This is a genomic window from Serratia sp. TSA_130.1 (assembly GCF_052691795.1).
The window spans coordinates 608,211-633,835 of record NZ_JBQZFS010000001.1 but is presented as its reverse complement, the minus strand read 5'-3'; the positions used below and the strand labels follow the sequence as shown (position 1 = coordinate 633,835).

General features: G+C 59.2%; 26 protein-coding genes. 10 read left to right on the top strand and 16 right to left on the bottom strand.

Going from position 1 to position 25,625, the window contains the following annotated elements:
* Nucleotides 1–11: 11 nt before the first annotated feature.
* The 4 genes from paaD to paaA are packed head-to-tail and all read right to left on the bottom strand — an operon-like array spanning nucleotide 12 to nucleotide 2,533.
* The gene (gene paaD, locus ACUTQY_RS03000) at nucleotides 12–509 is read right to left on the bottom strand and encodes a 1,2-phenylacetyl-CoA epoxidase subunit PaaD (RefSeq protein WP_033643609.1); all 498 of its coding nucleotides are present in this window, start codon (nucleotides 507–509) and stop codon (nucleotides 12–14) included.
* 9 nt (nucleotides 510–518) lie between these two features.
* Entirely contained in the window at nucleotides 519–1,277 is a 759-nt protein-coding gene (gene paaC / locus ACUTQY_RS02995) for a 1,2-phenylacetyl-CoA epoxidase subunit PaaC (RefSeq protein WP_046687372.1), read from the bottom strand.
* Nucleotides 1,278–1,285: 8 nt separating this feature from the next.
* A complete protein-coding gene (paaB, locus tag ACUTQY_RS02990) occupies nucleotides 1,286–1,573 on the bottom strand; it encodes a 1,2-phenylacetyl-CoA epoxidase subunit PaaB (RefSeq protein WP_004935173.1) in 288 nt (95 codons plus the stop codon).
* A gap of 21 nt (nucleotides 1,574–1,594) precedes the next feature.
* A complete protein-coding gene (gene paaA / locus ACUTQY_RS02985) occupies nucleotides 1,595–2,533 on the bottom strand; it encodes a 1,2-phenylacetyl-CoA epoxidase subunit PaaA (protein ID WP_042784922.1) in 939 nt (312 codons plus the stop codon).
* Nucleotides 2,534–2,850: 317 nt separating this feature from the next.
* Between paaA and paaZ the strand changes: the two genes are divergently transcribed.
* A complete protein-coding gene (gene paaZ / locus ACUTQY_RS02980) occupies nucleotides 2,851–4,917 on the top strand; it encodes a phenylacetic acid degradation bifunctional protein PaaZ (RefSeq protein ID WP_046687371.1) in 2,067 nt (688 codons plus the stop codon).
* Nucleotides 4,918–4,960: 43 nt separating this feature from the next.
* On the opposite strand, the gene ACUTQY_RS02975 is transcribed toward paaZ, so the two are convergent.
* Nucleotides 4,961–5,854, bottom strand: a complete 894-nt coding sequence (locus ACUTQY_RS02975) for a Kdo hydroxylase family protein (RefSeq protein ID WP_033650811.1) — start codon at nucleotides 5,852–5,854, stop codon at nucleotides 4,961–4,963.
* 494 nt (nucleotides 5,855–6,348) lie between these two features.
* Nucleotides 6,349–7,902 (bottom strand): sensor domain-containing diguanylate cyclase, encoded by a 1,554-nt coding sequence (locus ACUTQY_RS02970; protein ID WP_060660554.1) that lies wholly within the window; start codon nucleotides 7,900–7,902, stop codon nucleotides 6,349–6,351.
* 160 nt (nucleotides 7,903–8,062) lie between these two features.
* On the opposite strand from ACUTQY_RS02970, the gene ACUTQY_RS02965 reads away from it, so the two are divergent.
* Complete coding sequence (locus tag ACUTQY_RS02965) at nucleotides 8,063–8,257, top strand: hypothetical protein (protein WP_033643602.1); 195 nt, start codon at nucleotides 8,063–8,065, stop codon at nucleotides 8,255–8,257.
* Between the two features lie 15 nt (nucleotides 8,258–8,272).
* On the opposite strand, the gene yjdN is transcribed toward ACUTQY_RS02965, so the two are convergent.
* The gene (gene yjdN / locus ACUTQY_RS02960; RefSeq protein WP_046687369.1) at nucleotides 8,273–8,692 is read right to left on the bottom strand and encodes a VOC family metalloprotein YjdN; all 420 of its coding nucleotides are present in this window, start codon (nucleotides 8,690–8,692) and stop codon (nucleotides 8,273–8,275) included.
* A gap of 176 nt (nucleotides 8,693–8,868) precedes the next feature.
* Nucleotides 8,869–9,789: a Kdo(2)-lipid IV(A) acyltransferase gene (locus tag ACUTQY_RS02955; protein WP_046687368.1), complete on the bottom strand. Its 921-nt coding sequence runs from the start codon at nucleotides 9,787–9,789 to the stop codon at nucleotides 8,869–8,871.
* 629 nt (nucleotides 9,790–10,418) lie between these two features.
* On the opposite strand from ACUTQY_RS02955, the gene ACUTQY_RS02950 reads away from it, so the two are divergent.
* From ACUTQY_RS02950 to ACUTQY_RS02940, 3 genes are all read left to right on the top strand, one after another.
* On the top strand, nucleotides 10,419–10,619 hold the full coding sequence (locus ACUTQY_RS02950; protein WP_033643599.1) for a glycine zipper domain-containing protein: 201 nt from the start codon (nucleotides 10,419–10,421) through the stop codon (nucleotides 10,617–10,619).
* 11 nt (nucleotides 10,620–10,630) lie between these two features.
* Nucleotides 10,631–10,879 (top strand): GlsB/YeaQ/YmgE family stress response membrane protein, encoded by a 249-nt coding sequence (locus tag ACUTQY_RS02945; RefSeq protein ID WP_004935146.1) that lies wholly within the window; start codon nucleotides 10,631–10,633, stop codon nucleotides 10,877–10,879.
* 95 nt (nucleotides 10,880–10,974) lie between these two features.
* Entirely contained in the window at nucleotides 10,975–11,364 is a 390-nt protein-coding gene (locus ACUTQY_RS02940; protein WP_019453502.1) for a YidB family protein, read from the top strand.
* Nucleotides 11,365–11,367: 3 nt separating this feature from the next.
* Here the strand turns inward: ACUTQY_RS02940 and ACUTQY_RS02935 are convergent, their stop codons facing one another.
* Nucleotides 11,368–12,300, bottom strand: coding sequence for a LysR family transcriptional regulator (locus tag ACUTQY_RS02935; protein ID WP_033643598.1), 933 nt, complete (start codon nucleotides 12,298–12,300; stop codon nucleotides 11,368–11,370).
* Nucleotides 12,301–12,410: 110 nt separating this feature from the next.
* Between ACUTQY_RS02935 and ACUTQY_RS02930 the strand changes: the two genes are divergently transcribed.
* Nucleotides 12,411–13,463, top strand: a complete 1,053-nt coding sequence (locus tag ACUTQY_RS02930) for an SDR family oxidoreductase (protein ID WP_046687367.1) — start codon at nucleotides 12,411–12,413, stop codon at nucleotides 13,461–13,463.
* Between the two features lie 43 nt (nucleotides 13,464–13,506).
* Here the strand turns inward: ACUTQY_RS02930 and ACUTQY_RS02925 are convergent, their stop codons facing one another.
* The 3 genes from ACUTQY_RS02925 to ACUTQY_RS02915 form a co-directional block, all read right to left on the bottom strand.
* Nucleotides 13,507–14,514, bottom strand: coding sequence for an NAD(P)H-quinone oxidoreductase (locus ACUTQY_RS02925; RefSeq protein WP_046687366.1), 1,008 nt, complete (start codon nucleotides 14,512–14,514; stop codon nucleotides 13,507–13,509).
* Between the two features lie 156 nt (nucleotides 14,515–14,670).
* The gene (locus ACUTQY_RS02920; protein WP_004935132.1) at nucleotides 14,671–14,880 is read right to left on the bottom strand and encodes a hypothetical protein; all 210 of its coding nucleotides are present in this window, start codon (nucleotides 14,878–14,880) and stop codon (nucleotides 14,671–14,673) included.
* A 508-nt stretch (nucleotides 14,881–15,388) separates the two neighbouring features.
* Nucleotides 15,389–15,766, bottom strand: coding sequence for a hypothetical protein (locus tag ACUTQY_RS02915; protein WP_033643595.1), 378 nt, complete (start codon nucleotides 15,764–15,766; stop codon nucleotides 15,389–15,391).
* Nucleotides 15,767–16,141: 375 nt separating this feature from the next.
* Here ACUTQY_RS02915 and cspE point away from each other — a divergent pair, with 375 nt between their 5' ends.
* Together cspE and dsrB are read left to right on the top strand one after the other, a co-directional pair.
* A complete protein-coding gene (gene cspE / locus ACUTQY_RS02910) occupies nucleotides 16,142–16,354 on the top strand; it encodes a transcription antiterminator/RNA stability regulator CspE (RefSeq protein WP_004935122.1) in 213 nt (70 codons plus the stop codon).
* Between the two features lie 319 nt (nucleotides 16,355–16,673).
* A complete protein-coding gene (gene dsrB / locus ACUTQY_RS02905; protein WP_033643594.1) occupies nucleotides 16,674–16,874 on the top strand; it encodes a protein DsrB in 201 nt (66 codons plus the stop codon).
* A 217-nt stretch (nucleotides 16,875–17,091) separates the two neighbouring features.
* Here the strand turns inward: dsrB and rcsA are convergent, their stop codons facing one another.
* Nucleotides 17,092–17,721 (bottom strand): transcriptional regulator RcsA, encoded by a 630-nt coding sequence (gene rcsA / locus ACUTQY_RS02900; RefSeq protein WP_019453510.1) that lies wholly within the window; start codon nucleotides 17,719–17,721, stop codon nucleotides 17,092–17,094.
* Nucleotides 17,722–18,515: 794 nt separating this feature from the next.
* On the opposite strand from rcsA, the gene ACUTQY_RS02895 reads away from it, so the two are divergent.
* Nucleotides 18,516–19,157 (top strand): GNAT family N-acetyltransferase, encoded by a 642-nt coding sequence (locus tag ACUTQY_RS02895; protein ID WP_046687365.1) that lies wholly within the window; start codon nucleotides 18,516–18,518, stop codon nucleotides 19,155–19,157.
* A 12-nt stretch (nucleotides 19,158–19,169) separates the two neighbouring features.
* Here the strand turns inward: ACUTQY_RS02895 and ACUTQY_RS02890 are convergent, their stop codons facing one another.
* On the bottom strand, nucleotides 19,170–20,585 hold the full coding sequence (locus ACUTQY_RS02890) for a pyridoxal phosphate-dependent decarboxylase family protein (RefSeq protein ID WP_046688509.1): 1,416 nt from the start codon (nucleotides 20,583–20,585) through the stop codon (nucleotides 19,170–19,172).
* Between the two features lie 101 nt (nucleotides 20,586–20,686).
* Between ACUTQY_RS02890 and ACUTQY_RS02885 the strand changes: the two genes are divergently transcribed.
* Nucleotides 20,687–21,562, top strand: coding sequence for a LysR substrate-binding domain-containing protein (locus tag ACUTQY_RS02885; protein ID WP_033643592.1), 876 nt, complete (start codon nucleotides 20,687–20,689; stop codon nucleotides 21,560–21,562).
* Here ACUTQY_RS02885 and ACUTQY_RS02880 read toward each other — a convergent pair.
* Nucleotides 21,559–22,944 (bottom strand): CoA transferase, encoded by a 1,386-nt coding sequence (locus ACUTQY_RS02880; protein WP_046687364.1) that lies wholly within the window; start codon nucleotides 22,942–22,944, stop codon nucleotides 21,559–21,561. The genes ACUTQY_RS02885 and ACUTQY_RS02880 overlap by 4 nt on opposite strands.
* Nucleotides 22,945–23,005: 61 nt before the next feature.
* Nucleotides 23,006–25,186 (bottom strand): glycoside hydrolase, encoded by a 2,181-nt coding sequence (locus ACUTQY_RS02875; protein ID WP_033643590.1) that lies wholly within the window; start codon nucleotides 25,184–25,186, stop codon nucleotides 23,006–23,008.
* Nucleotides 25,187–25,625: the final 439 nt, after the last annotated feature.

The following is a 25,625-nucleotide window of genomic DNA, read 5'->3' as shown; positions in this document are numbered from 1 at the left end:
TGTCAGCGCTCCTATATGCATTTGAAGTAGTCGAACGGTTCCCGGCAGTCGCAGCAGCGGTACAGCGCTTTACAGGCGGTGGAGCCGAACTCGCTGATCTTCTCGCTGTGGGTGCTGCCGCAGCGCGGGCAGGCGACCGGGCCGTGGGCGTGCGGCCGATCGCAGGTGTGGCCCTGCGGGGGCGCTACGCCGTATTGCCGCAGCCGCTCGCGGGCGTCGGCGTTCATCCAGTCGGTGGTCCAGGCCGGGCTGAGGCGAATGTCCACCCGCACCGGGCTGAAGCCGGCGGCCGTCAGCCGCTGCTCGATGGCGTTGAGTAAAAATTCGGTGGCCGGGCAGCCGGAATAGGTTGGGGTGAAGGTCACGCGCCAGCCGCTGCCGTCGCGCACCACGTCGCGCACCATGCCCAAATCGGTGATCGACAGCACCGGCAGTTCGGGATCGCTGATCTGCTGCAGGCAGTGCCAAATCTGCGGGATTTCGGCGGGTTGCAAACGAGTGACGTTCATCGCGGCCTCCTACCACTGACTGTTTGGATAGGCGCGCTGCAGGAACTGCATCTCCGCCAGCAGCGGGCCGAGGTGTTCACTGTGTCGGCCTTGTTTGCCGCCGTGCCGGAACGCCTGCTCGGCGGGCAGCGTCAACGTCGCCTGGCGCAGCGTCTCCTCCACCTGCGCTTGCCAGGGAGCCTGCAGCTGGCGCGGATCGACGGCGATGCCCTGTTCCGCCAGCTCAAGCTCCAGCGCGTCGGCGTGGAACAGCTCAGCGGTGAAGCGCCACAGGTTATCCAGCGACTGCTGGATCTTGCGGTGGCTGATGTCGTTGCCGTCGCCGAGGCGGATCATCCAGCCGCGGCTGAAGCGCAGGTGGTAATCGGCCTCCTTCAATGACTTGGCGGCGATGGCGGCGATCTGCGCATCGCGGCTGCGGCTCAACGCCTGATGCAGCTGCACGTGGTAGACGTCGAGCAGGAACTGGCGCACCAACGTGTCGTTGAAACCGTCGTTCGGCTGTTCCGCCAGCAACAGGTTATGAAACTGGCGTTCGTCGCGGCCGAAGGCCAGGCTGTCTTCGCTGCAGGGCGGCCCGGCCAGTTCGGCGGCGTAGCTCAGGAAGTTGCGCGCCTGGCCGAGCAGATCGAGCCCGATGTTGGCCAACGCCAGATCGATTTCCAGCTCGGGCGCGTGGCCGCACCAGGCGCACAGACGCTGGGCGAGGATCAAAGGCGTGTCGCCCTGGCGGAGCAAATAGCTGATGCGCGGATCGTTAACCGTCATGGTCGCCTCTACATGTTCTTGATGCCGTCGGGAATGGTGTAAAACGTCGGATGACGGTAGATCTTGTCTTCGGACGGATCGAAGAACGCGCCGCGATCTTCCGGCTGCGAGGCGATCAGATGGCGGGATTGCACCACCCAAATCGAGCAGCCTTCGTTGCGGCGCGTGTAGGCGTCGCGGGCGTTTTCCAGCGCCATTTGGTCGTCTGCGGCGTGCAGGCTGCCGACGTGGCGATGCGCCAACCCTTGTTTGCTGCGGATAAACACTTCATACAGCGGCCATTCAACGTGGCTCATGATCTCGGTTCCTTATGTTGGCTATGCGGCGGAAGCGGCGTTTTTCGCGGCGTGGGCCATGGCGCCGTCGCGTACCCAGGCGCCGTCTTCCCAGGCGCGGCGTTTGGCCTGCAGGCGTTCGTGGTTGCATTGGCCGCGTCCTTTGATCACTTCATGCAGTTCGCTCCAGTCGATCTCGCCGAAGCGATAGTGGCCGGCGGCCTCGTCCCAGGTAAGACTCGGGTCCGGCGCCGTCATGCCCAGCGCCTCAAGTTGCGGCACGGTGTTGTCGACGAACTTTTGCCGCAGTTCATCGTTGCTGTGGCGTTTGATTTTCCAGGCCATGCTCTGGGCGCTGTGAGGGGAGTCGGCGTCGCTCGGGCCGAACATCATCAGCACCGGCCACCAGAAGCGATCGATGGCGTCCTGCAACATCGCGCGCTGCGCATCGCTGCCGTGGGCCATCGCCATCACCGCCTCGTAGCCCTGGCGCTGGTGGAAGCTTTCCTCTTTGCAGATTTTCACCATCGCCCGCGCGTAGGGGCCGAAGGACGCGCGGCACAGCGCCACCTGGTTGACGATGGCGGCGCCGTCGACCAGCCAGCCGATCACGCCGATATCCGCCCAGTTGAGCGTGGGGTAATTGAAGATCGAGGAGTACTTCATTTTGCCGTCGAGCATCTTTTGGTAGATGTCCTGGCGCGAACAGCCGAGGGTTTCGGCGGCGCTGTAGAGGTACAGGCCGTGGCCGGCCTCATCCTGCACTTTGGCCAGCAGCACCGCTTTGCGGCGCAGCGTGGGGGCGCGCGTCAACCAGTTGGCTTCCGGCAGCATGCCGATGACTTCCGAATGGGCGTGTTGGCCGATCTGCCGAATCAGGTTCTGACGGTAAGCGTCCGGCATCCAGTCTTTGGCTTCGATAGCGATATCCGCCGCGATCTTGGCGTCGAAATGCTGCTGATACTGTGCTTCAGTTGTCATGCTCGCCTCTTGGTGATTCGTATTTTTCACATTAAACATAAAAATGTGAATCACTTTAACTAACCATAATGCTACAAACTGATAACAAAAAGATCAAACGAGATTCATGTGGTTTTGCGAGCGCACTCACAAGTGAATTGTTTATATTATTGATTTAATTTGATAAATAAAATCAATGACTCTGTGTTAACGACAGGGAAAGCGGCTTGAACGCGCTTCTTGTTCTCTTTTTGTTAAAATTGAGCTTGGCGTAAACTGGCATTTATGTGATACGTAATTAAGCTGTAGGGTGAAAATTTATGAATTTTGGAGGGCACATGCAGCAGTTACACAGTTATCTTTCTGGCGCCTGGGTGTATGGGCAGGGAGAGAGCCGCGAGATCCGCCACGCCGTGACCGGCGAGGCGCTGTACCAGGTCTGCTCCGACGGCCTGCCGTTAGCGGCGAGCCTGAGCTATGCCCGCCGCCACGGGGGGCCGGCGCTGGCGCAAATGACGTTCCAGCAGCGCGCCCAGATGCTCAAAGCGGTGGCGAAACACCTGCTGGCGCACAAAGAGGCGCTGTATCAGATTTCCTATCAAACCGGGGCGACGCGCAGCGACGGCTGGGTCGATATCGAAGGCGGCATCGCCACGCTGTTCGCCTATGCCGGCATGGCCGGCCGCGATCTGCCGGATGATACCCTGTGGCCGGAGGATGAGCTGATCCCGTTGTCGAAACAGGCGCAGTTCGCCGCTCGCCACGTATTGACCTCGCGCCCGGGCGTGGCGCTGCATATCAACGCCTTCAACTTCCCTTGCTGGGGCATGCTGGAAAAACTGGCGCCGACCTGGCTGGCGGGCATGCCGGCCATCATCAAGCCGGCCACCGCCACCGCGCAGCTGACGCAGGCGATGGTCAGGCTGATCGTCGACAGCGGGCTGGTGCCGGAAGGGGCGCTGCAGTTGGTATGCGGTGGCGTCGGCGACATGTTTGCGCACCTGGATTATCAGGATGCGGTGACGTTCACCGGTTCGGCGCAGACCGGGCAGCGGCTGCGCGCGCACCCGCGGCTGTTGGAGAAATCGATCGCCTTCACCATGGAGGCGGATTCGCTCAACTGCTGCGTGCTGGCGGAAGACGTAACGCCGGAGATGCCGGAGTTTGCGCTGTTTATCAAAGAGGTGTGCCGTGAAATGACCGCCAAGGCGGGGCAGAAATGCACGGCGATCCGCCGCATCATCGTGCCGGCGGCGCAGGTGGTTGCGGTGCGTCAGGCCTTGTTGCAGCGCCTGGCTGGGGTGACGGTGGGCGACCCGCAGCTGGAGCAGGTGCGCATGGGGGCGTTGGTCAGCCACGAGCAGCGTGATGATGTGCAAAGCAAGGTGGAGTTCCTGCTGCGCAACGGCTGCGAACCGCTGTGCGGCGCGTCGCTGGATAAGCTGGAAATCCTGGGCGACGGCGCGCGCGGCGGGGCGTTTTATCCGCCGACCTTGCTGTATTGCGCCGATCCGTTCACCCATCAGGCAGTGCACGGCACCGAGGCCTTCGGCCCGGTGGCGACGCTGATGCCGTATGCGGATACCGAGCAGGCGATCGCGTTGGCGTTGCTGGGGCAGGGCAGCCTGGCGGGCTCGCTGGTGACCGCCGACCCGGCGCTGGCCAAGCGCTTCATTCGCGCGGCGGCCTGCGCCCACGGCCGCATGTTGATTCTGGATGAACAGGCGGCGGCGGAGTCCACCGGCCACGGGTCGCCGCTGCCGATGTTGGTGCACGGCGGCCCGGGGCGCGCGGGCGGCGGTGAAGAGCTGGGTGGACTGCGCGCGGTGAAGCACTATATGCAGCGCACGGCGATCCAGGGCAGCCCGGCGATGCTGGCGGCCATCGGCGGTGAATGGGTGCGCGGCGCGCCGGTCGCCGAGCACCCGGTACATCCGTTCCGGAAATACTTCGAGCAGCTGCAGTTGGGCGACAGCCTGTTGACCGCGCGCCGTACCGTGACCGAAGCGGATATCGTCAACTTCGCCTGCCTGAGCGGCGATCATTTCTACGCGCACATGGACAAGATCGGCGCCGCCGATTCGCTGTTCGGCGAGCGGGTGGCGCACGGTTACTTTGTGGTGTCCGCCGCGGCCGGGCTGTTTGTCGATGCCGCCGTCGGGCCGGTGATCGCCAACTACGGCATGGAGAATCTGCGCTTTATCGAACCGGTGAAGATCGGCGACACCATTCAGGTGCGGTTGACCTGCAAGAAGAAGATCCGCAAGCCGCAGAAAACCGCCGAAGATCGGCCGCACGGCGTGGTGGTGTGGGATGTGCAAGTATTGAATCAGGAACAGCAGCCGGTGGCGCTGTACAGCATCCTGACGTTGGTGGCGCGCCAACAGGGGGACTTCGAGGCGTGATGCGCGCTTGCCGCCGCCGGAGCTGCCGGCGGCGGCAATCTATTCAGATCAGCGGCTGACCGCGCAGCTGTTCCAGCACTTTCAGCGGCGAGCGCTGCGGATCCTGCATCTTGTTCACCGGCAGCAAGAAGGTCTGTTCCAGCATAAACTGGCCGCCCATCGCGGCGTGCGGCGTTTGATCCGAGAAGCAAATCCAGCTGCTGCCCGGCGGAAACGCCAGCGCCAGCTGCGGCCCCTGTTGTTGATAATCGCCGTCGGCCTTCATGGCGTCATGCAACTGCAGCATCAGGTGGTCATAATGGCTGCGGCGGGTTTTGGTGATGCGTACCCGGTGCTGCAGCCAACTGCTGAAGGCGGAGTAGCGCGCCAGACGCGGCATGAAGCGTTGCGCCAGCTCAGGGAACGGTTCGCCGACGCGCCATTGGCGATGTTCACCGTGCGGATTGATGTTGGTGAAAATGCGCAGAATGCGTTCGCCGTAGTTCGGGCGCGACGGGAAAGCATCGACGTGTAGCCGGCTGTCATCTTTGCGCCAGGAGCTGCTTGCGCGCCAGGCCGAAACCGGATGCAAACGCAGGCTGCCGGTCGGATGGTGCAGCGCCTCCTGATACTCGGGCAACAGCCCGGCGATCAGCTGGCGGCAAGATTGGTAATAACGTTCCAGCAGTTGCTGAACCTGCTGCCGGCGCTCTGCGACGGCGACGCCGGTCAGCTTGCCGGACAGCGGTTGATAGCTGATGTTTTTGCGCTTCGGATCGACCAGCGCCGGATCCAGCAGCGGCATTTCCTGCTCAGACAGGGTGAAGGCCAGTTCGGGCAGAAACAGCACCTTGCCCTGTTCCAGTTCGCTGACCGCGCTGGATGCTTCCGCTGCCGCCCATTGTCGCAACGGCAGCGTCAGGACGGCCTGTTCACGCATAATATCGCCAGTAGGCATGAGATCTCCTCGCAAATCTATATCGCTTTATTCCCGCCTTTCAGGTTGCCGCGTGGTTGGCTGCACTGGCTTGCGCCGTGGCTGGCTGGAGCGACGCCAAAAGTCTTTGCGTCGGTCGCCCAAATGCAACGTGAAATTTATGGGTTCTATTATGGATGTATCAGCAGGGCGCAGTGCGCCGAAGCGTGCGATGGCTTCCTGATATATAGAATAGTCCTGCTAAGCGTATCACCGGCAATGCCAATGAAAAGTAAACGGAGGCTAAACGAGGTTCGGTGTAGGCACGAATAATCAAAAATGGCACGAATTGTCCGCGGAATAGCGCATTTTTTATCTTATTGAATTGTAATGGAAATAAATATGCTGCTTATTTATTGGCGTTATTTCATTCCGAGAGCGGGGCAAATTGGGGAAATAATGTTTCGGCGAGAAATTATTTCATTTTTGTCGTGGGAATAAATCGGGCCGCCCAATTTTGGTGGCCCGATGAGTGATTAAGCGCCGTAAATGCAGTTTTTGCCTTTTTTCTTGGCCTGATACAGCGCGCTGTCCGCCTCATTGATAAAGCTGATCGGCGTATCGTTATACATATGCGGCACTTTGGCGCAGATGCCGATGCTGATGGTGACGATGCCGTGCGGGTTGCCCTGATGCGGGATCTTCAGATCGCGCACCGCCTGGATGACGCGTTCGGCGAAAATCAGCGCGCCCTGCACGTCGGTATCCGGCAGGATAATCCCCATCTCTTCACCGCCGTAGCGCGCCAGAATATCGTTGCTGCGGCACGCCAACCCTTTCAGCGTCTGGCCGATCTGCTGCAGGCACTGGTCGCCGGCGACGTGGCCGTAGCTGTCGTTGTACTGCTTGAAGTAGTCGATATCCAGCATCAGCAGCGCCACGCTGCGGTAGTTGCGCGAGGCGCGCGCCAGCTCGTTCTTCAGCGCGATGTCAAACTGGCGGCGGTTGGCCAGGCCGGTCAGGCTGTCCAGCAGCGCCAGTTCTTCCAGCATCTGGTTGATGCTGGTCAGCTGATCGCGGGTACGCATCAGCTCGGCTTCGGTTTGCATGCTGTGCTTGATTTGCCGCAGCAGCACCGCGCCCATCGCCAGCAGGATCATCAGCAGAGAGAGGCCGCCGGCGGCGAACAGGCCGGCGTCGGTGCGCCAGTCCGCCAGCGCGTCGCGTTTCGACAGCCCGGCGGCGATCACCAGCGGAAAGCGGTTGACCCGCGAATAGCCGTAGATGCGCTCCACTTTGTCGTACAGGGAGGTGATGGTGGCGTTGCCGAATTCCGAATGCGGCAATATTTCGCTGAACAACACGCCCTTGGCGATATTTTTACCGATCGAGGCCGCCGAGTAAGGGCGGCGGTAGAGGATGGTGCCGTCCGCCAGCAGCAGATTTAGCGAGGCGTCGGTGTTGAGGGCGAAACTGTCGTAAAACTGGCGAAAATAATCGACGTACAGCGTCGCCAGCACCACGCCGCCAAAGCTGCCGTCCGGGTTGTTGAAGCGCCGCGAAACGGGGATGATCAGATCGCCGGTGGTGCGGCTGCGGATCACCTCGCCGATGTACAGACCGCCGCCATCGCGGTTTTGGTGATATTTGAAGTAATCGCGATCGGCGTTGTTGGCGTTCTTGATGAATTTGCCCGAGGAGGTCGCCAGCCAGCGGCCGCTCGCATCGTAGATAAACATCCCGTGCAGCTGCGGCAGGTTGCCGACCTGGGTTTGCATCACCCGTTGCAGCCGGGTCAATTGCGAGGGCCCCAGTCCGTCGTTCTGGAGACGTTCGGTCAGATCGAGCAGATTGCCGTCTACCTGCATGAAGGTATCGTCGGCATGCTGCGCCAGCGAGCGGGCTAGGTTGGCGGATTCATGCTCGGCGCTGCGCAGATCCCGCTGGTGCGCGTTCCAGATTTGCCAGCTGTTAAAGAGGATCAGCGTGGCGGCAACGATGATGACAAACACGCCGGCCTGAAATAATAATGGGGAGCTTTTAACGCTGCGCGGCGCCGCGGCATCCTGTATGGGTTGCTGCTGAGTCATGTCACCCTTGTTGTTTGATTACTATTCAATTTGAGTTAAGAGCAATCTTATATTTTATGCATAAATGCGCCAGACCTCTAGCCCTTAACGTGGCGATAGGGAGAAAGGCGCCTCGCACCCCGCATTTGCGGCGGTGTGAACGCGAAGGAGTAAAAGAGCCATGTCGGATTACATCATTATCGCTTTACTGACGCTGGCGGTGTATTACCCCCTCACGCTGGGGGCGCTGGCGGTGATGATGTTCTTCGCCTGGCGGCGGCGACGGTCGCCTTACTGGCGGTTGGGGCTGGCGCTGTTGACGGTGTTGTTCGCGCTTTTCGCCAAAGCGGCGTATGACTGGCACCGCTACAGCTAGCGGCGCCATGCGGGGTTATTCGACGTTGATCATCCAGTTGACGCCGAATTTGTCGGTCAGCATGCCGAAGCCTTTGGCCCAGAAGGTGGCTTGATAAGGCATCGTCACCTGGCCGCCCTGCGCCAGATTATCGAACAGTTTGCGTCCTTGTTCCGCGTCGCTGGGGTTCAGCGACAGTGAGAAGCCTTTATGGGAAGCGCCGCCGCTGTCATCCTGCGGACAGCCGTCGGAGGCCATCAGCACGCCGTCGCCAATCAGCAGACGCGCATGCATGATCGCTTCAGGATTGACGTCCTGCGGCCCGCCTTGGCGGGCTTCTTCGGGCATGTCTTTAAAGCGCATGACCATTTCAATTTTGGCATTCAACTGCTGTACATAGAAGTTAATCGCTTGCTCACAGTTACCGCTGAAGAACAAATAGGGTTGTACCAGCATGACATTGACCTCGGTTGTGGCCCGACAGGCAACGACCGGCCCTCGGGCGGGAAGAAATGATTGCTGGCGGCAATAATTGCCGTCGGTGACTTATTAGTGTAGTCCCCCTGACGTAGAATGCTCGTGCGAGGTGAGCGCCTTCGCCGCCGGCAGGGCGGGCGAAGGCACGAAGGCGGTTAATACAGCGAAGGTTCGCCGGGGGGGCGGGTTTTAAAGCGGCGGTGCAACCACATGTATTGATCGGGCGCCAGCAGCACCTGTTCTTCCACCACGCGGTTCATCATGGCCGCTGCGCGCGTTTCATCGTCCAGCGGGAAGTCCGTCAGCGGCGGCTGCACGATCAGCTCGTAGCCGCGGGCATTCGGCAGGCGGCGCGGCACGAATGGCACGATCGACGGCCGCCCCATACGCGCCAGGATATAGGTGCCGGTCGTCGTGGCGGCGTTTTCCACGGCGAAGAACGGTGCGAACACGCTGCTTTGCGGGCCGTAGTCGTGGTCCGGCGCGTACCACAGGATTTCACCCTGCTTCAGGTTGCGGATCATGCCTTTGATATCTTTACGATCGATCATGAATTTATTCGAGCGCAGCCGGCCCCAGGTCTGCACCCATTCCATCAGCTTGTTATTGTGCGGGCGGTGTACGCCGATGCCGGGGTTTTGCATGCCGAAGATGCGCGCGCCCAGCTCCAGAGTGAGGAAATGCAGGCCGATCAGCAGCACGCCTTTCCCGTTCTGACGCGCCAGCTGCATGTTTTCCATGCCGCTCACCTTAAACCAACGGGCGATGCGCCAGTCAGGCCAGAACCAGGCCATGCCGACTTCGAACAGGCCCATGCCGACGGACTCAAAATTTTTGACAATCAGCGCCTCTCGTTCGGCGGCGGGCATCTCAGGGAAACAGAGTTCTAAATTACGGCGCGCTATTTTTACCCGGCGTTTCATCAGGGGCATGGCGATTCTGCCAAGGCCGTGTCCAAGCCGATAAATGAGCGGATAGGGCAATAACACCAATAGATAGAGTATTCCCAGCCCTATCCACAGCAACCAATAACGAGGGCGCAAGAATTCGCGCTCAAAGCGTTGGTTTAAAATCATTTTTTCTGTTCTTCCTTTAATTTCGCAATGGGACCTTAACCCAAATTGTTATGGGCGAAATGATAGAGCATTTTTTGTGAGACCGGGTTTTCCATTCATGCTTTTTTTTTACGCTTTATTTAAGCGCAGACGGAAAACGGAACGAAATGAGATTTTTACCGAGGGAAGGGCGGATATTCACCGCTATTTCAACCGGCTGGCGACATTGAAAAATAAGGACACAATTCAGCGCATCGCAAAAGTGACAACCACTATGTAACCTTAGAGAAACAGCAGCGCGGCGGAACCGTCCCAAACGGCCGCCAGCGCATACAGCAGCGCGAGAATCAGGACAAAAGGGGCATTGAACATCGGCGTTTCCTCCAGGAGGCTGTGTTTAAAGTTTAGCCTGCCCAGATGACAATGGGATGAAATGCGATCGCTTTTGACGCGGTGAAATTCAGACGGACGGAAATGGGTAAACCGCTGATTTTTTACTATAGTCATAGTGTGATGTTGTGCGTTTGTCGCCGTACGCCCCGTCTTGAACGGCTGTGGGCAGAGTGTCCAGAGCAAGATCGCGGAACGGGCAGCGCCGGACGTGAAACAGGTGACGAAGTTCTCAGAGGGCGGGTCTGTAAGGATTTGACATGTCATATGAAAATGACGATCTAAGCGGTGTTGAGCAACCGAGCGACTACGTTAAAACCACCGCCTGCGAAGTGCGCAGCGGCGTAAAGGCAGCGCTCGAGCAATCATGTGCCTGCATCAAGGATAACCCTTGGGCAGGGGTAGGCGCCGGCGCCGTCGTGGGCCTGGTAATAGGATTTCTGTTAGGCAAAAGGCAATAGGGAGAGTAAAAATGGGCATCATTTCCTGGATCATTTTTGGTTTAATCGCCGGTATCCTGGCTAAATGGATTATGCCGGGCAAAGACGGCGGCGGCTTTATTGTTACCGTTATACTGGGGATCGTGGGCGCCGTCGTCGGCGGCTATATCAGCACCTTCTTCGGTATGGGGCGCGTTGACGGTTTTAACCTGGGCAGCTTCGTGGTGGCGGTCATCGGTGCCCTGGTGGTGCTTTTTGTCTACAGGAAGATCAAAGGCTAAGCAGCCGTTGCTCAACAGGGTCGCCGCGGCGGCCCTTTTTCGTGAAATCAATCCGGCTGTGCGGCACGGGCCGCAGCGGCTGAAAGGGGAATATCATGGGTCTGTTCGATAGCGTATTGGGTAACATTCTGGGCGGCGGCGCCAACGGCAAAGGCATCGACTACATCGCCATTATGCAGTGGGTCGAGCAACAAGGCGGCCTGCAGGCCATTTTGGACAAGTTCCGCCAGGGGCAGTTCGGCGATATCGTCGGTTCCTGGCTCGGTAACGGCGAAAACCAGCCGATTACCGGCGATCATGTGCAGCAGGCGTTGGGCAGCGATGCGATCAATCAATTGGCTGAAAAGCTGGGCGTCGATCCGGCCCAGGCGTCCAGCACCATTGCACAGTTCTTGCCGACGGTAGCGGATGCCGCTTCGCCAAACGGTGAAGTGCAGCAAGACAGCAATGAACTGGGCGACATGGTCGGCAAACTGTTCAAATAATGATTATGCTCCCGGCGTCTGGCCGGGGGCATTCACTCCGCTAATTCCCTCGATCGCCGTCAACGCCTGTTGCAAATGCGCCACCCAGGCGCGCACTTTCTGCGGAATAAAACGTAAAGCGGGATAGACCGCATGCAGCGCCATGGGCGGGTAGCGGTATTCCGGCAAGACGGGAACCAGCGCCCCCGTCGCCAGCTGTTCGCCGATCAGCGGCCGCTGAGCGCCACCGATGCCGGCCCCGGCCTCGATGGCCGCCAGCAGCGATAAGGTATTGTTGGCGCGAAACGTGGGCCGCAGCGCGACCATCTCGGCGCCGTGGGGGCCGAGCAGGGTGAGCGTATCGCCGTCGTTTAGGCCGCTGTAGCGAATGTGCGCATGTTTCACCAGATCCGCCGGCGAACGAGGGGCGCCATGCCTGGCCAGATAGGCCGGCGACGCGACCAGCAGGCGTTGCAGCTCACCCAACCGTTTCGCCACCATGCCGGGCGCATGCAATTCGCCGAAGCGCAGCGCCACGTCGATGCCTTCGCCGATGACGTCGGCGCGGCGATCGTCCAGCAGCAGCTCGATGGTGAGATCCGGATGACGTTTTTGGAACGCGATGGCCAAAGGGGTGATATGCCGTTGTCCGAATCCGGTCGGCGCATGCAGGCGCAAATTGCCCTGCAGCTGGTGGTGCTGGCCGTGCAATGCCTCTTCCGCTTCGTCGACCGCCGCCATAATCGGTTTGAGGCGCTGATAGTAATCATTGCCGGCCTCCGTCAGGGTGACCGCACGCGTGCTGCGAAACAGCAGCTGCGCCCCCAACTGCTGTTCCAGACCGGCGATTTGCTGACTGACCGCCGGCTGCGTCAAACGCAGATCGCGCGCGGTGGCCGACAGGCTGCCCAGCTCCGCCACCCGCATAAAGGTTTTCATTGCGTTCAGCTTATCCATGTCGATTTTGCCTATAGATATTTCTTATTAGTGTTAGTGGAAACCCTCATCTACCGCAAGTATCGCTAATCAATAACACTCAGGGTATCGATAATCCGAGGGGTGACAAAATGAACGCAAAGCGACAGGCGCTGGTGATCGGCGCCAATGGCGTGATTGGGCGCCGATTGATTGAGGAGCTGATTGACCAAGGTTGGCAAGTGGTGGGCGTCTCGCGCCGGGGCGGCGAACCGGCGCCTGGAGTGCGCCACCTGCAGGTTGACCTGCTGGATGCGGCGGCGACGCGGGACGCGCTGCGTCCGCTGAGCGCGATTAGCCACGTTTTCTATGCCGCCTATCAAGATGCTCCGGATTGGGCGGGGCTGGTGGCGCCGAACCTGCAAATGTTGCAACACGTTGTCGAAGGGCTGGAGCCGATTGCGCCGGCGTTGGAACATATCAGCCTGATGCAGGGCTATAAAGTTTATGGCGCGCATTTGGGGCCGTTTAAAACGCCGGCGCGTGAAAGCGATGCCGGGCATATGCCGCCGGAGTTTAACGCGGCGCAGCAGCAGTATCTGGAGCAGCGCCAAACAGGCAAGCGCTGGCGTTGGAGCGCCATTCGCCCGAGCGTCGTGGGGGGCTTCTCGCTCGGCAACCCGATGAATCTGGCGTTAAGCATCGCGGTTTACGCCTCGATCAGTAAAGCGCTCGGGCTGCCGCTGCGCTTTCCCGGGAAGCCGGGCGCTTACCACAGCCTGTTGGAAATGACCGACGCCGGACTGCTGGCACGCGCCACGCTCTGGGCGGCGACCGAACCTGCGGCAGCCAATCAGGCGTTTAACATCAACAACGGCGATCTGTTTCGCTGGAGCGAAATGTGGCCGAAAATCGCCGCGTACTTCGGGCTGGAATGTGCGCCGCCGTTGCCGATGACGCTGGAAAACATGATGGCGGACAAAGCGCCGCTGTGGCGCGAGCTGGCGCAACGGCACTCCTTGACCGAGCCCGATTACCGGGCGGTGGCCGGCTGGCGTTTCGCCGATTTCGTCTTTTCCTGGGACTACGACATGTTCGCGGACGGCAGCAAGGCGCGGCGTTTCGGTTTCCATCAGTTTGTCGAAACCGAGGCCATGTTTTTCTCGCTGTTCGATGCATTCCGCCGTCGCCGCATCATTCCCTGAATGCGGCATAAATTTCCCCACAGCCCCGCTGCGGGGAAAGGTCTCAGAACGTCAGCATGATTTTGCCGATGTGCTCGCTGGATTCCATCAGCGCATGCGCGGCGGCCGCCTGCTCAAGCGGGAAGGTTTTAAAGATTTGCGGTTTCAGCACGCCGCGCTCCAGCAGCGGCCAAACTTTCTCGTGCAGCTCGGCGGCAATCTGCGCTTTGTCCGCGACGCTGCGCGAACGCAGCGTCGAACCGGTATGGGTCAAGCGTTTCAAGAGCAGCGGCATCAGGTTGAGCTCTTTTACCACGCCGTTTTGCGTGCCGATTTGCACGATACGGCCTTCCATCGCTGCGGCCTGATAGTTCTTGGCCACATAGTCGCCGGCGATCAGATCGACGATCACGTCGGCGCCTTTGCCGTTAGTGGCGTCTTTGGTGCGGGCGACAAAGTCTTCGTTGCGGTAATTAATCGCCACGTCGGCGCCCAGCGCCAGGCTCGCCTGACGCTTCTCTTCTGAACCGACGGTGGTGATCACCTGGGCGCAGAAGGCTTTCGCCAGCATGGTGGCGACCGTGCCGATACCCGAGGTGCCGCCGTGGATCAACACGGTCTCGCCGGCTTTGAGGTGACCGCGCTGGAACACGTTGACCCAGACGGTAAAGAAGGTTTCCGGCAGCGCGGCGGCCTCGGTCAGGCTCAGGCCCGCCGGAACCGGCAGCGCATTGCTTTCATGCACGGCGCAGTATTGCGCATAGCCACCGCCGGCGATGAGGGCGCAAACCCGATCGCCGATCGCGAAGCGGGTCACGCCTTCACCGATGGCCACCACTTCGCCGGCAATTTCGAGGCCGGGAATATCCGAGGCGCCGGGCGGTGGCGCATAGTTCCCCTGACGTTGCAGCACGTCGGGGCGGTTAACGCCAGCGGCGGCGATTTTCACCAGAAGTTGGCCCGCTTGCGGAACCGGCACCGGACGTTCGGCGACGACCAGAACCTCGGGGGCGCCGGGTTGGCTGATCTCAATCGCTTTCATCGTGTCGGGCAGCGGTGCATTCGTTGACATGGTTACTCTCCTCATCGTGGCGGACGCGGTTATCAGGTGGCGCGTCCACAATAAAGTCTGCTGTTAGCTTAGCGAAATCGAATGAGGTGCGCGTGGTCGAATAGAGCGGTTTTGCGAGGAAGAGAAGGAGACGCCGCCGCGATGGGCGGCTGGGCATCAATCGTTAGGGGGGATGCGGAACCCTTTCAATGAAACGATAAAGTGTTCTTTTCCTTTGGAGATCTTGGCGCCTTTATCGCACCACAGGCTGGCAAGCTGGAAGAAATCGTCGCTGCCGATGTCGTAAGCCAGTTCGATTTTCTTGGCTGTGCCGGCGCGGATGAGCTTTTCTGCTTCCTGGTGGTTTGCAGCTTTAATTATGGTCATGGGCGAAATCCTTGGTGTTAAGCCAGAACGGATAATCGCTAATCATCATATGGCCATATTGTGACAGTTTTGTGATGAAAGGATGACGGTAACCGCAGGCGCGGCGTGCGGCGTGCCGCGCCTTCGCGGTGAAAATGCGTTGTCGGTTACCGATCGTGCGGGCGGACGAATGCACTTTTCTTCTGAGATTTGAAGTGTTTATAGAGCGCATAGCCCGCAATGCCGGCCAAGACGGCCAGGAGGGTAAGAGATCCTGTGGCCATGAACATCACCTCCGAATAAGAATGGCAAGGAGGCGTATTTGTGACATTCATCACTTTGCAGGGCAATGAGACCAATCTGTAATCGGAAAGGCGAGATGCGAGAAGGGCAAAAAAAAGCGCCTATAGGGAGGCGCATAAAGATTTGCAACACAGCTTGTCATGTTCAACACCAGGAGGAGTGGTGAACTGACGCCATTCTAAGCGGCCGTGATTGCGTGAGGTATAGGCATTCTCCGAAAGCGTCATTACCACTCATAGCCTAACTGAATGTTGTAATCGGGATCCTGGTTGGTGGAATAAGGATCGGATTGGCGGCGGCGATCGGTTTTCTTCACCGGGCCGTCATACGCGGGATAAGGTTTGGTGCGCGGCTTGCTGCAGCCCGGATGATCGCACTCGATGTCGACGCGAAAACCGTTTTTATCTCGCGCCTCTGCCCAAGTGATCGGCGGTTTCTCGGCCTTGGGCGCGGGCCCAGGCGACGTCGGCGGCTTGGGCGCAGGGGCGACGCTGGGATCGGGGGCTTGATAATTCAGCTCCAGCGCGCCAAGCGGAGCGCTGTAAGCGGCAAAGGCCAGCAGGGCGGCGGCGCTGGCGGCCGGTAATGTGAGCCATCTCGGCATGGTGGGTCTCCCTGGATGATTACGCCGGGCAACTATAAAACAGTAAAACGAGAATTACTATCATTTGCCTGCGGCGTAATGGGGATTCAGCTGGCGATCCCGTAGGCAGACGGGGTCAAATCCTGTGCGTTTAGCCGAGATTAACGCCCCTGCACGGCGAAAAAGGTTGCTATTGCCGCTCGCTCGTGAGTTAATGATGTCGGCCTGTGGTACAGACCTATTTATGCACGACATTTTGAGTAAAGTAGTTCAAATTTAAAGCGTTATCCCGGATAGCCCTTCTCTGACGAATTTCCTTTCCAGTGCCTCCATAAGTAACTGATGACCGGCTATCTCGCCCATGGCGGCTAACATTATTATTGAAGGAAATTAGACATGTCCAACATGATCAAAGGTCAAGTGAAGTGGTTCAACGAAGCTAAAGGTTTTGGTTTCATCACCCCAGCAGACGGCAGCAAAGACGTATTCGTACACTTCTCTGCTATCCAGGATCAAGGCTTCAAGACCCTGGCTGAAGGCCAGAACGTACAGTTCTCTATCGAGAACGGTGCGAAAGGTCCATCTGCGGCTAACGTTACCGCTATCTAATTGGCGTCTACCGCTGATTGAATAAAACCCGCCGAGGCGGGTTTTTTTATGCCTGCAATTTGACGGCGCATAAAAAAAAGCCCGCAAGTCTGCGGGCAAAAGTTCCTTGTTACTTCTTCATTTGCAAGCGCTTCTCTGGGGGGAAACGCCTGAAGACAGGTTACGCGAGGACGGCTTAAGATTCTGCGGTCAAACCGTTAAGAAAGTGAAAATCCAGGCGGCTGCTACGCTGATAGCAGAGACCGGCAGGGCTGGGGCGGTGTCCTTCACCCGGGGTTTTGTAATACACTGATGCCAATCGCAAAGAATGGGGAAGGGTATGCAGGTTAACGATCGAGTGACGGTAAAAACAGATGGCGGCCCACGGCGCGAAGGCGTCATTCTGGCCGTAGAGGTCTTCAACGAAGGTACCATGTATCTGGTGTCTCTTGAGGACTACCCGGCGGGCGTGTGGTTTTTTAATGAAATCGACAGCCGTGACGGCACTTTTGTGGAGCCTTGCGGCGCGCCCGGGCAGTAACTTCGAATAATCTCATTAATTTTCTAACGAAACTGTCTATTTTGAGATTATTTCAATGCGGTAAGAATTTTTTTATCGACGACATAAAAATACCCGTTGCGCTAGCGGGGGATAACGCAGCAGGTATTCTTTTGGTTATCCCAGCGTTTGAGAACCGGATTACGTTATCACCGGATATTTAACGATGGGTAAACAAAGTGGGGGCGTTCTCTACGGTTCAGCGGCTATTGACGAATATTCCACTAGTCAATGTGTCGGTCAAACGGACAACGTGGTAAATGATCTGCTTGTTGTGCGTTTTTATTTTCCGCTTGATGTTTCCCTTGTGGGAAGAGACCGTTTTGGCCTTTATTTGCATCTGGTCTGATATCTGGATGGTGCCTTGCCCTGACATCCACATGCGTAACATGTTCGATTCAGTTTGGCTCAGCGTCACCGGCGTTTGATCCAGAGAGGATTTCTCCACCCGTAGGGATTTTTTCTCGAGATAATGACTAAGTAGCTGATTCATAGTCTCTGGTTTGATGGATTTTGACGATATGATGACGTTCTTGCGAACATATAAATAATCGTCGAAATGTACATTGGTAATAGCCATGAAGATGAAGAATAACGTATCCGGGTGCAGTGAAATCACCCGTTTTATTCGCTCCGTGGCGTTTGCTTCATGGATGAAGCAGTCCTCGTTAATAAACACCAGGCTAGGATTCAACTTACTGCATTTTTCATGCAGGCTGTCAATGTCCTCGATGGCATTAATATGGCGTTTCTTCACGCCATGCGAAGTCAGATAGTCGGTTAACCCCAATCTGGTATAGCTACATGAATCCATGATAATCGTTGGCATATCGCACCCCCACTTAAATCCGTTTTACTGCGGTAATATGAGAAAAAGCCTAAAAAGCCGAAAGGCAAAATGGAACAATAATTCAGTGTAGCGAGTGTTCTATCAATAAACACGACGGCACTCAATGATATTTTCATACTAAACTTATTAATCGCATGAATCTATAAGTTTGGCTTAAGTCAGAGCGATCCGCTACTCGCCCGGCGTCGGCATGATGGGGCTGATTCGCACTTGGCGCCTGCGCCTGCCGGCATTGTCTGCTGATAATCTGTTCATCATGTCACGAAACAAAATTTTAGTTTGCTAGGAAAAGTCTTAAAAAAAATTCATGTGTCTTTTTTTTGAAGTCTTTTAGCGTGCTTTTTAAGTGCTCAAAAAGCACTCACTCCTGGGTTATTCTATTTTTAATCATAAAAATCATTGACTTGTGATTGTCTTGGCACCTTTCGCTAATGATAAGCGCTTCTGTTTTTATCATAACAACAAACAAAAGTTAACATTATTGCCGGAATGTGTAGCTTAATTGTTGCCATAAATCACCATTTTACAATAGGTTATGTGGATATTTATTTCATATGAAATCATTTGTGTGAATGATTATCGGTGATTGAGTGATTTTTCTAAACTATCGTCTTGCCAGCCGGTCGGCAGGGGCGGCGGCAGGTCGGAGTTGTTTCTGACACGCGCCGGTTTTAATTTGCTCTTGCACCTTTCAAAAACAGGATGTCGCGGTGAGACAAAATCAATATGGGCAGCCGATAGGCGATGCCCTCCCTCATTGGCAGCCGGCAGGCATGCCCGGGCAAGCGTTACTGTCAGGGCGGTTTTGCCGCCTGGAACCACTGAACCTCGAACGCTGGGGCGACGAGCTTTATCGGGCTTATCAAACCGCCGAGGACGACCGCGACTGGACCTATCTGTTTTGGGCGCGGCCGCAGACGCGCGAGGATTTTCAGCATTACCTGCAGGCCCTGGCGTCCAGCGCCGACAGGCGCACGATGGTGGTGATCGATCAGGCGAACGGGCGCGCGGTAGGAACCTGCGCTTTTTTGCGCATCGATCCCGCCAACGGTGCGGCTGAACTGGGCACCATCAACTGGTCCCCGCTGATGAAGCGCAGTGCGCTCGGCAGCGAGGCCATTTTCCTGATGCTGCGCCATTTGTTTGACGATCTGGGTTACCGGCGCTGCGAATGGAAATGCGATAGCCTCAATCTGCCTTCGCGTCAGGCCGCCGAGCGTTTTGGCTTTCGCTATGAGGGCACGTTCCGTCAGGCGGTCGTCGTCAAAGGACGCACGCGCGACACCGACTGGCTGTCGATCATCGATGGAGAATGGCCGGCGCTGCGCTCGGCGTTTGCCGCCTGGCTGTCGCCGGATAACATCGGCGACGACGGGCGGCAAGAACGGCGTTTGCAGGCCTTCCAGCCCGGGTGACGCGCCAGGCGTTTAGGCCGTCTCCGCCAGGCAATGGCGCAGCGAGTCCAGCGTCAGGCGAATGTCCTGTTCCTCCGTCATCCAGTTGACCAGCGCGGCGCGGATCCCCGGCTGGCCGTTATAACGCGTAGGGGTGCAACGCGCCACCCCATGCCGGCTAAGGCGTTCGAGAAAGCGATCGCGCGCCGCTTCGCTGTCGCCCTGTGGATGACTGAGGGCAAAGCACACCACGTTCATATTCACGGGCGCCAACAGATGGAAACCGTCCTCGGCCGCTAACGCCGCTCCCAGCGCCTGCGCCAGTTCGACATTGCGCTCGACGATATCTCGTATGCCGCTGCGGCCATAGGCTTTCAGCGTCAGCCAAAGCGGCAGGGCGCGGAAGCGGCGCGAATTTTCCGGCGTCAGATGCAGATAGTTGTCTGGCCGCAGCGTCGGTGCTTCCAGGTAGGCCGAATGGTTCTGAAATACCTGCATCTGCAGATCCAGATGGCGGGTAAATTGGATCGCGCTGTCATAAGGCACGTTCAGCCATTTGTGCGCATCGACGGTGATGGAATCGGCATGCTGCCAGCCCTCGAGCCTTGGGGCGTAGAGCGGCGAGCAGGCCGCCACGCCGCCGAATGCCGCATCGACATGCAGCCAAAATGGATAACGCTCTCGCAGCGCCAGCAGTTGCGGCAGATCGTCGAAAGCGACGGTATTGACCGTGCCGGCACTGGCCAGTACCAACGTTGGCTGGCCTGCGCTAGCGGCCAGCTGCCGCTCCAGCGCCGCCATATCCATGGCTTCAGACTCCGGCAGGCTGGCGACGATCGTCAATGCCTCGCGGCCGATACCGAGCATGCTGAGCGCCTTCACGCTGCTGGAATGCGGATTGGCTCCAAGAACCCGGATCGGGCCCAACGCCGCCAGGCCTTGTTGGGCGATATCCACGCCGCGCTGTTGCCCCAGCCACTGCCGACCAATGGCCAGCCCGGTGAAATTGGCCATGGTCGCGCCGCTGACCAGGCTGCCGCTGAACGTTTCCGGCAGGCCCAGCAGGGATTTCAATTGCGTCACGGCCGCCAGCTCGATCGTGGCTGCGATGGTATCATGGCTGAGCAGGCTATTTTGGTCTGTCACGCTAACCAGCCAGTCCGCTGCGACCGCCGCCGGGGTGCCGCCGCCGGTGACGAAGCCGAAATAACGCGGGCCGGCGCTGGCGGAAATGCCGGCCTGATAACGTTGCCAAAAGCGCTCCAGCGCCGCCAGGGCGCCTTCGCCGTTTTCGTCGAGCCGATCGTCGCCCGGTTGCAGCTGCTGATGCTCGAGCGGTGGGCAGACCGAGCGTTGCTGCAGCCCAGCCAGGAAATCTTCCGCCAGTTGGCGGGTGTGATCGAGGATCTGCGGAAACTGTGCGAGGTCCTGTTGTAAACGTGGGTGCATGGCGGCTCCGAAAGCGTCAGGGATGATGGGGTAAACATAGAACATTTGCCTGCCGGTCAAAATCGATGAAAAATAACCTTTTTGGATAGCCTGGTTAACCAATGATGAGTGAACGCATTCCCTTGCATGTCTTGCCGACCTTTGCGATCGCCGCCAGGTTGGAAAATTTGCGCGCTGCGGCGCAACAGGTGCATTTGACGCACGGCGCGGTCAGCCAGCAAATTCAGCTGTTGGAGCAGGCGGTCGGCTCTCCGCTGTTTGAACGGCGCGGGCGCGGTGTGCGCCTGAATGCCGCCGGGCGAGAGTTGCTGGCGGCGGTAGAGCCGGCGCTGCAGGCGCTGCAGCAGGGCGTCGCCCGCGCCCGGCGAGCGGCGGCAAGCCAGACGCTCCGCATCAGCGTGTTGCCGTCTTTTGCCCATTACTGGCTGCTGCCGCGTCTGTCGGCTTTTCATGAGGCCTGTGCCGATATTGCGCTGGATATCGATGCGTCGCTGGCGCTGCAGGATCTGTCGCAGCGGGGGTTCGATGCAGCGATCCGCATCGGCAGCGGTCAATGGGCGGGGCTGCAGGCGCAGCGCATCGCCTCGGGGGACGTGTTGCCTGTCGCTTCGCCGGATATGGCGCGAGAATGGGGGGCGGCTTTCGAGAACGGTGGCGATATTCCGTTGCTCGAGCACGACGTCAGTCCCTGGCGCGACTGGTTCAACGCGCAGGGGCGCCCGTTATGCGGGCGGCAACAGGCGTTGTTCAACGATGCCGGATTATTGATTCGCGCGGCAGAGCAAGGGTTTGGCATTGCGTTGGCGAAAAAGCTGCTGGTGCAGGATGCCCTCGACGCGGGGAGGCTGGTGGCCTTGGCCGCGCCCTGTCGCCTGAGCGATGACGACGTTTATCTGGCATGGCCGCAGACCGCCGGGTTGACGCCGGCGGTCACCCGCTTGCTGCAGTGGCTTCAGCAGCAGTTGGCGGCGATTTAGCGGCGTAGCCATTCCGGTTGCGAGGTGCCGAGCGGGGTCGCCGGCAGCGCCCATTGCAGCGCCGTGCCCTGCAGACTCAACGGCGTGCGCAGGCGTTGCGCCGCCCCCCAGTAAGTCAGTTCCGTTTCAGGGTTCTCGTCGGTGCTTTCGGCCGGTGTCAGCGGTTCCGGCCGATAATGCGTCGGGTAGGGATGCGCCAGCAGCAGCTGCGCCGTCCGCGCCAGCGACAAGCGCGCGCGATAGCCGGTGCCGCGGTACAGGCGCTGCGTCATACCGGTCAGCACCGCCGCCGCCATCAAATAGCCGGTGGCGTGATCCAGCGCCTGTACCGGCAGCGGCACCGGCAAACTGGCGCTGCGCCAAACCATGCCCGCCTCCGCCAGCCCGCAGCTCATCTGCACCAGACTGTCGAAACCGCGCCGGGTGCGCCACGGCCCGCTCCAGCCGTAGGCATTCAGGCAGACGTCGATCAGGCCCGGCGCCAGCGCGTGCCTTTCCTCCGCGCCATAGCCCAGTTTCTCCAGCGCGCCGGCGCGGTAGCCGTGCACGATCACGTCGGCGTTTCTCAGCAGGTGCTCAAACGTATGGCGATCGCGCGCATTGGTCAGATTGAGGCGCGCGCTGCGCTTGCCCAACATCACTTCGTGTTCGACCCCGGGCTCATCCCACCCGTAAGGGTCGATACGCAGCACGTCGGCGCCCAAGCCGGCGAGAAAACGCGTGGCGATCGGCCCGGCAAGAATGCGCGTCAGGTCCAGTACCCGCACGCCGTGCAGCGGCCGGGCGACGGGTAGCGTCCAGCCGGGCGATGGCGCTTCCGGCTGCAATGCGGTGTGGATCAGCGGTTCGAGCGCCACGCTTTTACCCTGAATATGTTGTCGCCACGCGGCCGCCGAACGCATTTGGGCTGCGCAGCCGCCGGCCGCGATCACCGCTTCCTCCAGCTCGCTTTTTTTCCAGGCCAGCACACGTTCCGCCAGCGCGCCTTTCTTCGATGCCGGGCCCAGCACCTGTTCCACCGCTCGCCGATGGTGTGGCGCATTGGTATGCAGGCGTATCCAGCCGTCCGCCGTGGCGTAGTCGCCGGCCAGCGCGTCCCAGGCGGCGGGCAGCGTCCAACCCAGCGGGCGTAGCGTCCAGCCGAACCAAAGCGAGGCCAGGCGTTGATCGACCCAAACCTGCTGCGCGGCGGCGCCCTCGCGCCGCAGCAGCTCGGCGCAGGCTAAACCTGCGGCGCTCCAGGCGGCGGTGGCCAATTCGGTCACGGGAAAAGCCGAAGGCAATGCGCCGGTGCCGCTTACGGTGAGGCGATCGGCGGGGGCAGGGCATTGCCCGAGGCTTTGCCAAATCTCGTCGAGCAGAGTGTGGATCAGGGGAGTCATCGGCCGCTCCTTGTGGGTAAACGGAAATATAGCCTAGCGTAGCCCACTGTCGGCGGCCTTGCTAAGGTGCGACGTCGAGAGTGCGGCCGTCGGCCAGTTTGGCGCGTACGCTGTGGGGCGCCACGCCGCCGAAAGGTTGCGCGCTGAAATTGGCGGTCAGGGTCGATCCGTCGCTGAACGTCGTCTGTTGCACCCAGCCGTCCCGATCGAGCCAGCGGAAGTCGGTTAACGCTTTATCCCACAAGGCTTGATGCAGCGGCCGGAAGGCGGCATCGGCGCGTTTTATCGCCGGTAAGCGCGCCGCCAGAGTGGTGCGGCTCAGGTGGAACATCGGCGCGGTGTTGTACAGCTGGCTGAGCAGGCTGCGGGTGGTCTGAACGTCGCTGAACTTCAGATTGTCGTAATTCCAGTGGTGGCTGCTGACGATAGCATCGTGGAAAACGGCCTGATACAGCGGCAGGCGGTAACGCGGATCGAATTCGACGGTACGGTAGGGCTGTTTCACTTTGGCGGGGCGGAAGAAAAACGCCGGTTGGGCGTTGGGCCACCAAGCGCCGAGATAATAGGGCGAGGATTTATCCTGATTCATCTGTTTATCTCCCCAGCCGAATCCCCAGGTTTCCATGCCGTGGGCGAACATCAGGCTGCGCGCGGTCACTGCGTTGCCATCCTCTGAGCCCAGCGGCAACTTAAGGGTGGCGCTGAACCAGGCGAGCCGGGCGTTGCGGGCTTCGGCCATCTGCGCCGCGCCGGTTGGGTGGTCGGGCTGATAGTCGTCGGACACCATGCCGGTGCCGTCCACATCGAGAAACAGGCTGTTCAACCCGGCCAATTGCACCAGTTCGCGCATGCGCTGTTGAGAATAGGGCAGGACACAGCCTGGATTGAGGTAATAACCCTGTTTACCGAAGCCGGGTTTCCTGCTGCCGTCTGCACGCACGATGGCGCAGGATTCCCGCAGCGTCGTCGGCAACTGCGCGGTGAGCCAGCTGTCGTTGACGCCGCGCGCGATGGCGGTATCGTAGGAGTCGTAGCTGGCGATCAGATAACCGGCCGCTTTGGCGGCGGCTACCGCTTGCGGGTGCAGGAAGGCGGCGGTCCAGTTATCGGTGCCCAACCACAGGCGCGGCAAACCGGCCTGGCGCAGCGCGTCGATCAACGGTTTGGCCAACCCTTGCCCCCAACCGTCCGCTGGGGTTAACCAGCGTCCCAGCTCCCGTTGCGCCAGCGCCCGCACTGCGGCGGCCTGGCGCTGTTGCGCCTGCAGAAAGTTGGCGTCATCCGGCGTCGCGCCAAGCGCGAACTGCGCCGTCAACGCCCGGTTGATGCCGTCGATCAGGGGCTGTTGTTGCCAGCCCTCCGGCGTTTTTCCCGCCAGCCGCAGCAGCAAGCTTCTGCTCTCGGCGTCCATCTTCTGCCGCAGCGCTTCGGCGGCGGGAGAGGCGAAGTAGTGCAGTAATCCCGGCCAATCCTTGACATCTTCCGCCGCCAGCAATTGGTCGCCCCACAGATAGATATGGGTAGCGCCGATCAGCTTTTCGCCTTCGGGCGCCTGCTTGATCTTCTCGCGCAGGCTGCTGAACCGGCCGTTTTGTTGCAGATAGTCGCGGTAACGGCGGGCGCCGGACAGCGGGGCGTTGCCGACGTGCAGCAGCACCTCGAATGCCTGTTGTTGATTGAAGCGATTGAATTGGTGGCTGGCGCGCATCGCCAGCTTTTCCTGCGCGGTGGCGAAGGCTATCTGGTTACTGAACGGCGTCAACATCAGCCAGCTGTAGACCTTACCCTGGTGTTGCAGGCTCCACAGCGGCAGTTTCAGATCCCAGTTGGTATCCAGCGGCGTCATTTCCGTCGTCAGGTAATGACGCCAGACCGCGTTGTCCAGCGGGATGCGGCTGCCTTCGCCGATCGGCAACAGCAGCGTTTCCCCCTGCGGCATATGATACCAGTTCAGGGTTTGCGGCCGATCGCTGCTGAAGCTCAGGCGCAGATCGCCGCCTTCCAGACGGGCGCTGACGTTGATTGCGCGTTGCGGCCATCGCCAGCTGGCGCGTCGTGGCGTTGCGGTAAGATCCGTTACCTGCTGCGCAGGCTTCGCCAGATTGATCGGCACCGGGCCTGCGGCGATATGCAGCGTGGCAGGGTCGAGTTCAAATTGCACGTCGCCTTGCTGCAGCAGTAAGGCATCGGCGGGAAAACTGATGAGCAGCGCCAGCGCGAGCGGGGAAAACCGTTGTTTCATCAGGGGCGTCCTTGGAAGATGAAAGAGGGCAGTTTACCGATAAGCGCACTGTCGCCCAATGTCGCCATCTTCTATTTGTGACATCGAAATATAAACGCCGTATTCCAGTTTATTTTTCGTTTAATAAATTAGCCTTTACTTCATTACCCGACGTCACTATACTCAGCCAAAATTTCAGTGGAGAAACCCAATTGGACAGTTGTAGTTGTAATAAAACAAATAAGGCAAGCTGACCAATTCTCTTCTGATTTGTTGCTTGCCGTTATCGGCGGGCAGCACCCCTCTCCAGTTATTTCTGAGCTGTGCATACCCGAATAAGAAACGTTTCCTGATGCCTGACGGTTTCAGGTGAATTGAGTTGGACGTTATTATGGTATTCTGCAGCCACAGCCTTTTCCCTCCAGGCACAGCACGCTGATTCGCTGATTTATTTTCAGCG

Coding starts and splice junctions, on each gene's coding strand:
- paaD (WP_033643609.1), bottom strand. CDS start 509: ATGAACGTCACTCGTTTGCAACCCGCCGAAATCCCGCAGATTTGGCAC.
- paaC (WP_046687372.1), bottom strand. CDS start 1,277: ATGACGGTTAACGATCCGCGCATCAGCTATTTGCTCCGCCAGGGCGAC.
- paaB (WP_004935173.1), bottom strand. CDS start 1,573: ATGAGCCACGTTGAATGGCCGCTGTATGAAGTGTTTATCCGCAGCAAA.
- paaA (WP_042784922.1), bottom strand. CDS start 2,533: ATGACAACTGAAGCACAGTATCAGCAGCATTTCGACGCCAAGATCGCG.
- paaZ (WP_046687371.1), top strand. CDS start 2,851: ATGCAGCAGTTACACAGTTATCTTTCTGGCGCCTGGGTGTATGGGCAG.
- ACUTQY_RS02975 (WP_033650811.1), bottom strand. CDS start 5,854: ATGCCTACTGGCGATATTATGCGTGAACAGGCCGTCCTGACGCTGCCG.
- ACUTQY_RS02970 (WP_060660554.1), bottom strand. CDS start 7,902: ATGACTCAGCAGCAACCCATACAGGATGCCGCGGCGCCGCGCAGCGTT.
- ACUTQY_RS02965 (WP_033643602.1), top strand. CDS start 8,063: ATGTCGGATTACATCATTATCGCTTTACTGACGCTGGCGGTGTATTAC.
- yjdN (WP_046687369.1), bottom strand. CDS start 8,692: ATGCTGGTACAACCCTATTTGTTCTTCAGCGGTAACTGTGAGCAAGCG.
- ACUTQY_RS02955 (WP_046687368.1), bottom strand. CDS start 9,789: ATGATTTTAAACCAACGCTTTGAGCGCGAATTCTTGCGCCCTCGTTAT.
- ACUTQY_RS02950 (WP_033643599.1), top strand. CDS start 10,419: ATGTCATATGAAAATGACGATCTAAGCGGTGTTGAGCAACCGAGCGAC.
- ACUTQY_RS02945 (WP_004935146.1), top strand. CDS start 10,631: ATGGGCATCATTTCCTGGATCATTTTTGGTTTAATCGCCGGTATCCTG.
- ACUTQY_RS02940 (WP_019453502.1), top strand. CDS start 10,975: ATGGGTCTGTTCGATAGCGTATTGGGTAACATTCTGGGCGGCGGCGCC.
- ACUTQY_RS02935 (WP_033643598.1), bottom strand. CDS start 12,300: ATGGATAAGCTGAACGCAATGAAAACCTTTATGCGGGTGGCGGAGCTG.
- ACUTQY_RS02930 (WP_046687367.1), top strand. CDS start 12,411: ATGAACGCAAAGCGACAGGCGCTGGTGATCGGCGCCAATGGCGTGATT.
- ACUTQY_RS02925 (WP_046687366.1), bottom strand. CDS start 14,514: ATGTCAACGAATGCACCGCTGCCCGACACGATGAAAGCGATTGAGATC.
- ACUTQY_RS02920 (WP_004935132.1), bottom strand. CDS start 14,880: ATGACCATAATTAAAGCTGCAAACCACCAGGAAGCAGAAAAGCTCATC.
- ACUTQY_RS02915 (WP_033643595.1), bottom strand. CDS start 15,766: ATGCCGAGATGGCTCACATTACCGGCCGCCAGCGCCGCCGCCCTGCTG.
- cspE (WP_004935122.1), top strand. CDS start 16,142: ATGTCCAACATGATCAAAGGTCAAGTGAAGTGGTTCAACGAAGCTAAA.
- dsrB (WP_033643594.1), top strand. CDS start 16,674: ATGCAGGTTAACGATCGAGTGACGGTAAAAACAGATGGCGGCCCACGG.
- rcsA (WP_019453510.1), bottom strand. CDS start 17,721: ATGCCAACGATTATCATGGATTCATGTAGCTATACCAGATTGGGGTTA.
- ACUTQY_RS02895 (WP_046687365.1), top strand. CDS start 18,516: ATGCCCGGGCAAGCGTTACTGTCAGGGCGGTTTTGCCGCCTGGAACCA.
- ACUTQY_RS02890 (WP_046688509.1), bottom strand. CDS start 20,585: ATGCACCCACGTTTACAACAGGACCTCGCACAGTTTCCGCAGATCCTC.
- ACUTQY_RS02885 (WP_033643592.1), top strand. CDS start 20,687: ATGATGAGTGAACGCATTCCCTTGCATGTCTTGCCGACCTTTGCGATC.
- ACUTQY_RS02880 (WP_046687364.1), bottom strand. CDS start 22,944: ATGACTCCCCTGATCCACACTCTGCTCGACGAGATTTGGCAAAGCCTC.
- ACUTQY_RS02875 (WP_033643590.1), bottom strand. CDS start 25,186: ATGAAACAACGGTTTTCCCCGCTCGCGCTGGCGCTGCTCATCAGTTTT.